10 protein-coding genes and 1 pseudogene are annotated in these 9,576 nt (G+C 72.6%); 8 read left to right on the top strand and 3 right to left on the bottom strand.

Translation table 11 applies throughout. The annotated features are described in order from the left end of the window. The 3 genes and pseudogenes from GPA02_RS18615 to GPA02_RS18605 all read left to right on the top strand — a co-directional run. Nucleotides 1-118: pseudogene (locus GPA02_RS18615) on the top strand (IS481 family transposase); the annotation flags it as partial. 25 nt (nucleotides 119-143) lie between these two features. Further along, entirely contained in the window at nucleotides 144-644 is a 501-nt protein-coding gene (locus GPA02_RS18610) for a type III secretion system chaperone family protein (RefSeq protein WP_156201936.1), read from the top strand. Continuing rightward, nucleotides 641-1,114 (top strand): YbjN domain-containing protein, encoded by a 474-nt coding sequence (locus GPA02_RS18605; RefSeq protein ID WP_156201935.1) that lies wholly within the window; start codon nucleotides 641-643, stop codon nucleotides 1,112-1,114. The genes GPA02_RS18610 and GPA02_RS18605 overlap by 4 nt, the downstream gene beginning before the upstream one ends. 43 nt (nucleotides 1,115-1,157) lie before the next feature. On the opposite strand, the gene miaB is transcribed toward GPA02_RS18605, so the two are convergent. Further along, a complete protein-coding gene (miaB, locus tag GPA02_RS18600) occupies nucleotides 1,158-2,657 on the bottom strand; it encodes a tRNA (N6-isopentenyl adenosine(37)-C2)-methylthiotransferase MiaB (RefSeq protein ID WP_240134147.1) in 1,500 nt (499 codons plus the stop codon). 164 nt (nucleotides 2,658-2,821) lie between these two features. On the opposite strand from miaB, the gene GPA02_RS18595 reads away from it, so the two are divergent. The 4 genes from GPA02_RS18595 to GPA02_RS18580 all read left to right on the top strand — a co-directional run bounded on the left by GPA02_RS18595 (nucleotide 2,822) and on the right by GPA02_RS18580 (nucleotide 6,242). After that, the gene (locus GPA02_RS18595; protein ID WP_156201934.1) at nucleotides 2,822-3,634 is read left to right on the top strand and encodes an amino acid ABC transporter ATP-binding protein; all 813 of its coding nucleotides are present in this window, start codon (nucleotides 2,822-2,824) and stop codon (nucleotides 3,632-3,634) included. Nucleotides 3,635-3,710: 76 nt separating this feature from the next. Continuing rightward, nucleotides 3,711-4,541 (top strand): glutamate ABC transporter substrate-binding protein, encoded by an 831-nt coding sequence (locus tag GPA02_RS18590; protein WP_156201933.1) that lies wholly within the window; start codon nucleotides 3,711-3,713, stop codon nucleotides 4,539-4,541. A 93-nt stretch (nucleotides 4,542-4,634) separates the two neighbouring features. Then, nucleotides 4,635-5,309, top strand: coding sequence for an amino acid ABC transporter permease (locus GPA02_RS18585; RefSeq protein ID WP_156201932.1), 675 nt, complete (start codon nucleotides 4,635-4,637; stop codon nucleotides 5,307-5,309). Between the two features lie 75 nt (nucleotides 5,310-5,384). Beyond that, entirely contained in the window at nucleotides 5,385-6,242 is an 858-nt protein-coding gene (locus GPA02_RS18580) for an amino acid ABC transporter permease (protein WP_338027544.1), read from the top strand. 47 nt (nucleotides 6,243-6,289) lie between these two features. Here GPA02_RS18580 and GPA02_RS19565 read toward each other — a convergent pair whose 3' ends face one another. Both GPA02_RS19565 and recA read right to left on the bottom strand, forming a co-directional pair. Beyond that, a complete protein-coding gene (locus GPA02_RS19565) occupies nucleotides 6,290-7,096 on the bottom strand; it encodes a regulatory protein RecX (protein ID WP_338027543.1) in 807 nt (268 codons plus the stop codon). Nucleotides 7,097-7,145: 49 nt separating this feature from the next. Beyond that, complete coding sequence (gene recA, locus GPA02_RS18570; RefSeq protein ID WP_156201931.1) at nucleotides 7,146-8,231, bottom strand: recombinase RecA; 1,086 nt, start codon at nucleotides 8,229-8,231, stop codon at nucleotides 7,146-7,148. A gap of 443 nt (nucleotides 8,232-8,674) precedes the next feature. On the opposite strand from recA, the gene GPA02_RS18565 reads away from it, so the two are divergent. Then, nucleotides 8,675-9,576, top strand: a 902-nt coding sequence (locus GPA02_RS18565) for a tetratricopeptide repeat protein (protein ID WP_156201930.1), incomplete at its 3' end; no start/stop codon positions are given.

Genomic DNA, 9,576 nt, shown 5'->3' with positions numbered 1-9,576 from the left:
CTCGAACACCGCCCGAGCCGACGCGCTGGCCCCATGGCTCAAGCACTACAACTACGCTCGAGCCCACACCGCCTGCGGAGGCAAGCCACCGATCAGCCGACTGTCACCAACGTGCTGACCGAGTACACCTAGACTCGGCCGTGATGGCTCAGACCCCTCCGGCGTCCCCGGACCCGGACGATGCGGACGTCCTCGACGGTCACGAGGTGCGTCCCGTCGACGCGCAGCGGGTGGTCGCGTGGCTGCGCAGCAACAAGCAGCGCCACTTCGTCGGCGGCGACGGCCAGATCGGCGGGATCTGGAGCGGCTGCCTGTTCACGTTCGGCATCGCCGGCCAGGGCCGGGTGCTGCAGGTCCGTGGCCAGCTCAACCGCGTCGTCTCGATCGACCGCCGCGAGGAGCTGATCGCGCTGGTCAACGCCCGGCACGCGCGCACCGCGTGGCCCAAGTGCTCGCTCGTGGTGCTCGACGACGGCTCGATGCGCGTGGTCGCCGAGCACAGCACGTTCATCGGGCACGGGCTGTCCGAGCGGCAGCTCGACCGCGCGGTGCGGGTCGGCCTCGCCGCCGCGCTCGGGTTCTTCGCCGAGATCAACGCCCGCTACCCCGACCCGCTCTCGCTGCCGCCGGAGTCGCTGTCATGACCTCGCCGACCGACCTGCCCGGGATGCCGCCGGTGCCGGCGCCGCTGACCTTCGAGCGGCTGGCGTCGACGCTCGGTGAGGGCTGGGAGCCCGACGTCGAGGCCGCCACGCTGCGCCGGCGCGTCGGCGCCGCCGCGGTCGCGGCGTCGCTGCTGACGACCGAGGGCGTGGTGCTGCTGTGCAGCGCGACGCGGATCGGCCCGGAGATCCCGCTGTCCCGCCGCCGCGACGTCGAGACCTTCGTCAACGACTGGCACCGCGAGCGGATCTGGCCGACGGTCGTCCTCGACGCCGGGCCGACCGAGGTCGTCGTGCAGACGCGGGTCGCGGTCGACGCGAGCGCGGGGCTCACCGACACCCAGCTCGGCGAGTACCTGCGCATCGGCGTCGGCACCGCGCAGCAGTGCTTCGCCGCGCTGACCGAGACCGGGCTCGCGCCGCCGGAGCCGGACGGCCCGGACGCCGGCTGAGCCGCTGGGCCGTCGGGCCCCGGTGCCCCCGAGCTGACGCCGCTCAGCGCACCCGGATGCCGGGCAGCCCGAGCGAGACCCGCGCGGGTGCCGACGGGGCCGACGGGGCCCCGGCCGCCGCGGCCGCGGCCTCCCGCTCGGCGCGCTCGCGCCCGGCACGGCGCTGCTCGTACACGTCGCCAGAGCGGGTGCGACGGAGCTCGAAGACGCCGCCCTGCAGCGCGGAGTCGGCGATGAGGTGGTGCGGCGCCGCGTGGGTGACCTGCGCCGTCACCATGTCGCCCGGGCGCGGGGCCGGGCCGTCCCAGTCGGCCGGCAGGCCCACGTGCACGAGCCGGTTGTCCGGGGCGCGGCCGCTGACGCGGCGGGTGGCGCCGTCCTTGCGGCCCTCGGACTCGCCGAGCAGCACCTCCACGACCTTGCCGACCTGCTTGGCGTTCTCCTCGGTGCTGATGCGCTCTTGGAGGGCGACCAGCCGCGCGTAGCGGTCGGCCATCACCTCGCGCGGGATCTCCGGCAGGTCGGCGGCCGGCGTGCCCGGCCGCGGCGAGTACTGGAACGTGAAGGCCGAGGCGAAGCGGGACGCCTCGACGACGTCGAGCGTGGCCTGGAAGTCCTCCTCGGTCTCGCCGGGGAAGCCGACGATGATGTCGGTGGTGATCGCGGCGTCCGGCAGCTGCGCGCGCACCCGCTCGAGGATGCCGAGGAACCGCTCGCTGCGGTAGGAGCGCCGCATCGCGCGCAGGATCCGGTCCGACCCGGACTGCAGCGGCATGTGCAGGCTCGGCATCACGTTGGGGGTGGTCGCCATCGCGTCGATGACGTCGTCGGTGAACGCGGCCGGGTGCGGCGAGGTGAACCGCACCCGCTCCAGGCCCTCGATGCGCCCGCACGCGCGGAGCAGCTTGGCGAACGCGCCGCGGTCGCCGAACGAGACCCCGTAGGAGTTGACGTTCTGCCCCAGCAGCGTGACCTCGCACGCGCCCTCGGCGACGACGGCCTGCACCTCGGCGAGCACCTCGCCCGGGCGGCGGTCGCGCTCCTTGCCGCGCAGGTGCGGCACGATGCAGAAGGTGCAGGTGTTGTTGCAGCCGACCGAGATCGACACCCACGCCGCGTACGCGCTCTCGCGCCGCGTCGGCAGCGTCGACGGGAAGACCTTGAGCGACTCCTCGAGCTCGACCTGCGCCTCGCCGTTGTGGCGGGCGCGCTCGAGCAGCGCGGGAAGCACGTCGATGTTGTGGGTGCCGAAGACGACGTCGACCCACGGCGCGCGCTCGACGATGCCCGCCTTGTCCTGCTGCGCCAGGCAGCCGCCGACGGCGATCTGCAGGCCCGGGCGCTCCTTCTTCAGCCCCGCGAGCTGGCCGAGGTTGCCGTAGAGCCGCTCGGAGGCGTTCTCACGGACCGCGCACGTGTTGATGACGACGACGTCGGCGCCGTCGGCCTCGCCCAGCAGCGAGCCGGCGCCGGCGGTCTGCGCCTTGACGTACCCGGCGTCCTCCAGCAGCCCCGACATCCGCTCGGAGTCGTGAGCGTTCATCTGGCAGCCCAACGTCCGCACCAGGTAGGTGCGCTGCGGGGTGGCCTGGGTCGTCACGGACGGCGATTCTACGTCCCGCACGAGAGGCCGGCGCGCGATGATCGTCACCGTTCTGTGACCAGTACGTGAGGTTCGGCAAACAATGAGGGGTTAGGTTGCAAGGCATGTCAGTCGAAGACGTGACCCCGGTCGCCGACCAGGCCACCGGTGACGCCGATGAGAGGTTCCCCGCGCCCAGCCGTGAGCCGCTGATCGTGCTGCAGGACGTGCAGAAGCACTTCGGCGAGCTGCACGTGCTCCGCGACATCGACCTCACGGTGCACAAGGGCGAGGTCGTCGTCGTGCTGGGCCCGTCCGGGTCGGGCAAGTCGACGCTGTGCCGGGCGATCAACCGGCTGGAGCCGATCGACTCGGGCACGATCCTGCTCGACGGCGAGCCGCTGCCGCTGGAGGGCAAGCCGCTCGCGCGGCTGCGCGCCGACGTCGGCATGGTGTTCCAGTCGTTCAACCTCTTCGCGCACAAGACGATCCTCGAGAACGTCACGCTCGGGCCGATCAAGGTCAAGCGGATGAAGCCGGCCGAGGCCAAGGAGCTCGCGATGCAGCTCCTCGAGCGCGTCGGCGTCGCGAACCAGGCGCACAAGCTGCCCGCGCAGCTGTCCGGCGGGCAGCAGCAGCGCGTCGCGATCGCGCGGGCGCTGGCGATGCAGCCGAAGGCGATCCTGTTCGACGAGCCCACCTCGGCGCTCGACCCCGAGATGGTCAACGAGGTGCTCGACGTCATGGTCTCGCTCGCGCGCGAGGGCATGACGATGATCGTCGTCACGCACGAGATGGGCTTCGCGCGCAAGGCCGCGGACCGTGTCATCTTCATGGCGGACGGCCAGATCGTCGAGCAGGCCGAGCCCGACGCGTTCTTCACCAACCCGCGCAGCGACCGCGCCAAGGACTTCCTGGGCAAGATCCTCACCCACTGATCGACCGACGCCCACAGATGCGCCGCGCGACACCCCGCGCGGGCTCCCCCCGTCCGCAACACGAAGGAGACACAGCATGCGGAGAACACGACTCACCATGGCGGCCGGCGCCCTCGCGATCGGCGCGCTCGCCCTGGCGGGGTGCCAGTCCGGCGGCGGCGACGACGGCCTCACGATCGGCATCAAGTTCGACCAGCCGGGCCTCGGCTTCCAGGACGGCACCGAGTACACCGGCTTCGACGTCGACGTCGCCCGCTACGTCGCCGAGAAGCTCGGCTACTCCGAGGACCAGATCGAGTTCGTCGAGGCGATCTCCGCCAACCGCGAGACGATGCTCGAGAACGGCCAGGTCGACATGATCTTCGCGACCTACTCGATCACCGAGAGCCGCCAGGAGGTCGTCGACTTCGCCGGTCCGTACTTCGTCGCCGGTCAGGACCTGCTGATCCGCTCCGAGGACGCCGGCACGATCACCGGGCCCGAGTCCCTCAACGGCCTCGACCTGTGCTCGGTGTCGGGCTCGACCTCGGCGCAGCGCGTCAAGGACGAGTTCGCCGAGGACGTCAACCTCGTCGAGCAGCCCGGCTACAGCCAGTGCGCGCAGTTCCTCCTCGACGGCAGCGTCGACGCGATGACGACCGACGACATCATCCTCGCCGGTCTCGCCGCGGCGCAGGGCAGCGGCAACCTGCAGGTCGTCGGCAACCCGTTCTCGACCGAGAACTACGGCGTCGGCATCCCCGAGGGCTCCGAGCTGTGCGAGGACATCAACGCCGCGATCACCGAGATGATCGAGGACGGCTCCTGGGAGAAGGCCGTACAGGCCAACACCGAGGGCACCGGCTACACGCCGTCGGCGGCGAACCCGCCGACCGTGATGGCGGACTGCGGCGGCGTCCCCTCCTGACCGTCCGCGGCCGTGGCGTCCCGCGGGGCGCCACGGCCGCGACCGTCTGACCAGGGCGGCCCGGTGCCGCCGCTCGATCCGGAGAGGTGAGGTGTGAGCGACTTCCTCGAGGTGCTGTCGACCTACGACATCGCGGGCGCCTTCTGGGTGAACATCAGGCTCGCGTTCTTCGCGGGGATCTTCGGCCTGGCGCTCGGGACCGTGCTGGCACTGATGCGGGTGTCGCCGGTGCCGAGCATGCGGGCGATCGGCTCCGGCTACGTGACGCTGTTCCGGAACACCCCGCTGACCATCATCATGGTGTTCTGCATCTCGGTGCTGTGGTCGGTGCTGGGGCTGCGGCTGTCGAGCGACTTCACCGCGAACTTCTTCTGGCTCGCGGTGCTGGCGCTGACCGTGTACCACGCGGCCTTCTTCTGCGAGGCGATCCGCTCCGGCGTCAACACGGTGCCGGTCGGGCAGGCCGAGGCGGCGCGGGCGATCGGGCTGCCCTTCCTCGCGGCGGCGCGGCTCGTGATCTTCCCGCAGGCGTTCCGCGGTGCGATCGCACCGCTCGGCAACACGCTGATCGCGCTCATCAAGAACACGACGGTCGCCGCGGCGGTCTCCGTGCCGGAGGTCTCGATCCTCATGAAGGAGATGATCGAGAACAACGGCAACTACGTCGTCCCGATCTTCATGGCGATCGCCGTCGGGTTCGTGGTCATCGTGATCCCGGTCGGGCTCGTCACCACGTTCCTCTCCCAGCGACTGGCGGTGTCCCGATGAGCGCGCAGAGCGTCCTGTTCGACGCCCCCCGGTCCCAAGGCGCGTCGCAACGTCGCCATCGCCAACGTCGTGGGCGTGCTGCTGCTGCTGGGCATCGCCGCCTTCGTCGTCGTCAAGATGGGCGAGAAGGGCCAGTGGTCGCCCGACCTGTGGGGCATCCTCGTCACGCCCCAGACCTGGACGGCGTACCTGCTTCCGGGTCTGCAGCGCACGCTGACCGCCGCGGCGGTCTCGGTGGTGACGGCGCTGCTGTTCGGGTTCCTCTTCGGTCTCGGCCGGCTCGCGAGCAACCGCGCCGTGCGCTGGTTCTGCGGGCTGGTCGTCGAGTTCTTCCGCGCGGTGCCGGTGCTGATCATGATGATCGCCGGCTGGCTGCTCTTCACGCGCACGATCCCGGGCGTGGTGCCCGCGAGCCAGGCTCCGTTCGTCGGTGTCGTCATCGGGCTCACGCTCTACAACGGCGCGGTGATCGCCGAGCTGATCCGCTCGGGCGTGCACGGTCTGCCCAAGGGGCAGCGCGAGGCAGGTCTGGCGATCGGGCTCACGCGCGGCAAGTCGATCTGGAACATCGAGCTGCCGCAGGCGATCGTCGCGATGCTGCCCTCGCTCGTCAGCCAGTTCGTCGTCATCCTCAAGGACACCGCGCTCGGCGCGATCGTCACCTACCCCGAGCTGCTCCGGTCCGCCCAGATCCTCGGTGGCCGCGGCGGGCTGCTGCAGATCCTGCTCGGCGTCGCGGTGGTGTTCGTGGTGATCAACTGGCTGCTCAGCCGGTTCGCGGAGTGGACGGCGCGACGCGTCAGCACCCGCACCAGCGGTCGGACGAGGCCGCAGCAGGCCAGCGCCGCCGTCGTGCCGGGTGGTGCGGGCGCCGGCGTCGGCCTCGGTGGCGGCGGCCTCGGTGGCGGCGACGGCGGTGGCGACGACGCCTGAGCGGTCGGGCCGCGCCCGAGTGGCCGCCTGGTCGCCGCGACCAGGGCTCAGTCGAGGTCCGGCGCCTGCTCGGCCTCGGCGCCGAGGGCCTCGTTGATCACCCGGTAGCTCAGCCCGGCGCCGTAGCCCTTGCGCGCCAGCATCCCGGCCAGCCGGCGACGCCGCACCTCGGGCTCCAGACCCGACATCGCACGGAGGCGCTTCTCGACGAGCCGGCGGGCGGCGGCCTCTTCGTCGTCGGTGTCGACCTCGGCGAGCGCGGCGCCCGCGGTCTCGGGGTCGATGCCCTTGCGGCGCAGCTCGACGGCGAGCGCTCGGCGGGCGAGCCCGCGCTCGCTGAGCCGTGTGCGCACGAGCATGCCGGCGTAGGCGGCGTCGTCGACGAGACCGACCCCCTCGAACCTGTCGAGGACGCGCTCGGCGACGTCGTCGGGGACGTCCTTGCGCGCCATCGCCTCGGCGAGCTGGGCGCGCGAGCGCGGCGAGTGGTTGAGCTGGTTGAGCGCGATCGTGCGAGCGACCGACTCCGGGTCGGGCTCGGCGTCCACCGCGGCGGCGCCGGCGCTCGGCGGCTCCTGCGCGGGAGCGCGGCGGCGCCCGCCGCGCCGAGGGCGCTCTTCCTCGCCGCGGCGACGTGGTGCACGCTCACCCGGCGACGCGGCCGGCTCCCCGGCGGCGCCGACGACGCCGCCACGGCGGCGACCCGGCGCGTCGGTGGCCGCCCCGCGACCCTCCGGTGCGCCACCCCGTGCGGCCTCGGCGCGGGAGGCCTCGGCAGCGGCCGCGCTCGTTGCCTCGGCGCGCGCCAACGCCTCCCGAGCGCGCCGGAGCCGGTCCTGCTGCGAACCGGTCACCGGTCACCCCCGGGAGGCGGGGCGCACGCGTGCGCGCCTGTGGTGCGGATCAGAAGTCGACCGCGACCGGCTTCTTCTTGCCGGTCGCCTCGGCTGCACTACCGCTCTCGGCCGCCGCGGCGGCCTGCTCGGGCCGCACGCCGATGCCGAGCTTGAGCTTGATCTTCTCCTCGATCTCGATCGCGAGGTCGGGGTTGTCCTTGAGGAACTGGCGGGCGTTCTCCTTGCCCTGACCGAGCTGGTCGCCCTCGTAGGTGTACCAGGCACCCGACTTGCGGACGATGCCGTGCTCGACGCCCAGGTCGATGAGGCTGCCCTCGCGGGAGATGCCGGAGCCGTAGACGATGTCGAACTCGGCCTGCTTGAACGGCGGCGCCATCTTGTTCTTGACGACCTTGGCGCGGGTGCGGTTGCCGACCGCGTCGGTGCCGTCCTTGAGGGTCTCGATGCGGCGCACGTCGATGCGGACCGACGCGTAGAACTTCAGCGCCTTGCCACCCGTGGTGGTCTCGGGCGAGCCGAAGAACACGCCGATCTTCTCGCGCAGCTGGTTGATGAAGATCGCGGTGGTGCCCGAGGCCGAGAGCGCACCGGTGATCTTGCGCAGCGCCTGCGACATCAGCCGGGCTTGGAGGCCGACGTGGGAGTCGCCCATCTCGCCCTCGATCTCCGCCTTCGGCACGAGCGCGGCGACCGAGTCGATGACGACGATGTCGAGCGCGCCGGAGCGGATCAGCATGTCGGCGATCTCGAGCGCCTGCTCACCGGTGTCGGGCTGGGACACCAGCAGCGCGTCGGTGTCGACGCCGAGCTTCTTGGCGTACTCCGGGTCGAGCGCGTGCTCGGCGTCGATGAAGGCGGCGATGCCGCCGTTGCGCTGGGCGTTGGCGACCGCGTGCAGCGCCACCGTCGTCTTGCCGGAGGACTCCGGGCCGTAGATCTCGACGATGCGGCCGCGCGGCAGGCCACCGATGCCGAGCGCGACGTCGAGCGCGATCGACCCGGTCGAGATCACCTCGACCGGCGGCCGGGTGTCGTCGCCGAGGCGCATGACCGAGCCCTTGCCGAACTGGCGGTCGATCTGGCCAAGAGCGGCCTCGAGGGCCTTGCTGCGATCTGCGAGGGGTGCAGGCATGGTGTGCTTCCTTTGTCTCTCGGGCCGCTGCTCGTGGCAACCGCCGTCTCGGTTCTGGGCTGGTCTCGTCGGGATACGCCCTCGCCGAGCGCTGACCCGTGGTGAGGCTATGTCCGACCACCGACATCCGGATGAGCCGCCGACCACCTGCTGTGGACACCGGTGCATCCGTCCGCACCTGTGGACAGGTTAACGAACACGTGTTCGAAGGTGTGGGACGCGCGCGCCGACACGCTCACGGCGTGTCGGGGCTCGCCCGAGCGCTGCGACCTCCCTCGCCCCCTCCCCTCCGCCCCTCCTCGGCACCCGCTCCCGACTCGCCCCGCGCGGACGCCGGGCGTCCTACAGTCGGGACGTGACCGTGCAGCGCGCATGCGTGCGCAGGCGCCCCGCACAGGGTGGTGCGCCCCGTTGCTGCGACCCCTCGGCCCGAGGATGAGATCGTGCCCGGGAGTCGGCTGCGGCGCGCCGCGTTCGCCGCTCACCGGGCCGGGCGCTTCGAGGAGGCGCTCGACCTCTACGCGCGGGCCCGCGAGCAGCTGGGGCCGGTGACGTCGGCGACGCCGGCACCGGTGCTCACCGAGCTGGCCCGCGTCGCGGCGGGTGAGGCGAGCACGCGCTGGGCGCGCGGCGAGCTCGCCGAGGCGGCCCCGCTGGCCGCGCGCGCCCTGGACCTCGCCGAGCGCTGCGGCGACCACGCCGCGCTGGCCGACGCCCACGTCGCGGACGCGCTGCTGCGCGCCGCCGCGGGCGACCGACCCGGCAACGCCCGCGCCTACGACGTCGCGCTCGAGCACGCCACCGCCGCCGGCGAGCGCGACACGGTGGTGCGCATCCTCACCAACATCGGGTCACGGCTCAACGAGGAGGGGCAGCACGAGGCGGCCGTGCACCGGCTGGAGCAGGCCCTGACCCTGCTCGCCGCGGCGCCAGACGCCGACACCGACACCGACACCGACGGGACGCTCGTGCCCGCCGCGCTCGCGCACCACAACATGGGCGACGCCCTGCTCGGGCTGGGGCGTCTGGAGGAGGCGCTGCACGCCTACCGCCGGGCCGAGTCCCTGTGGTCGCGGGCGGACTCGCCGATGCGGGCGCACGCGGCGATGGGCATCGGCGAGGCGTACCGGCTGCGCGGGCTGCCGACGCAGGCGGCCGCGGCCTACCGGGACGCCGTCGCCGTCGCCGACGTCACCCGCTCGGCGCAGGTGCTGGTGCCCGCGCTCGCGGGGCTGAGCCGCACGCTCGTCGAGGACGACCCGCCCGCGGCGCGCGAGGCGCTGTCCCGGTGCCTGCGCACGCCGGCCGCGCTCGGCGACGTCGGCGCGCGGCTCGCCGCCGGCTG

It is taken from the genome of Actinotalea caeni (assembly GCF_009733795.1).
GTDB classification, from domain to species: domain Bacteria; phylum Actinomycetota; class Actinomycetes; order Actinomycetales; family Beutenbergiaceae; genus Pseudactinotalea; species Pseudactinotalea caeni.
This window is presented reverse-complemented; position numbering and strand designations above follow the sequence as displayed.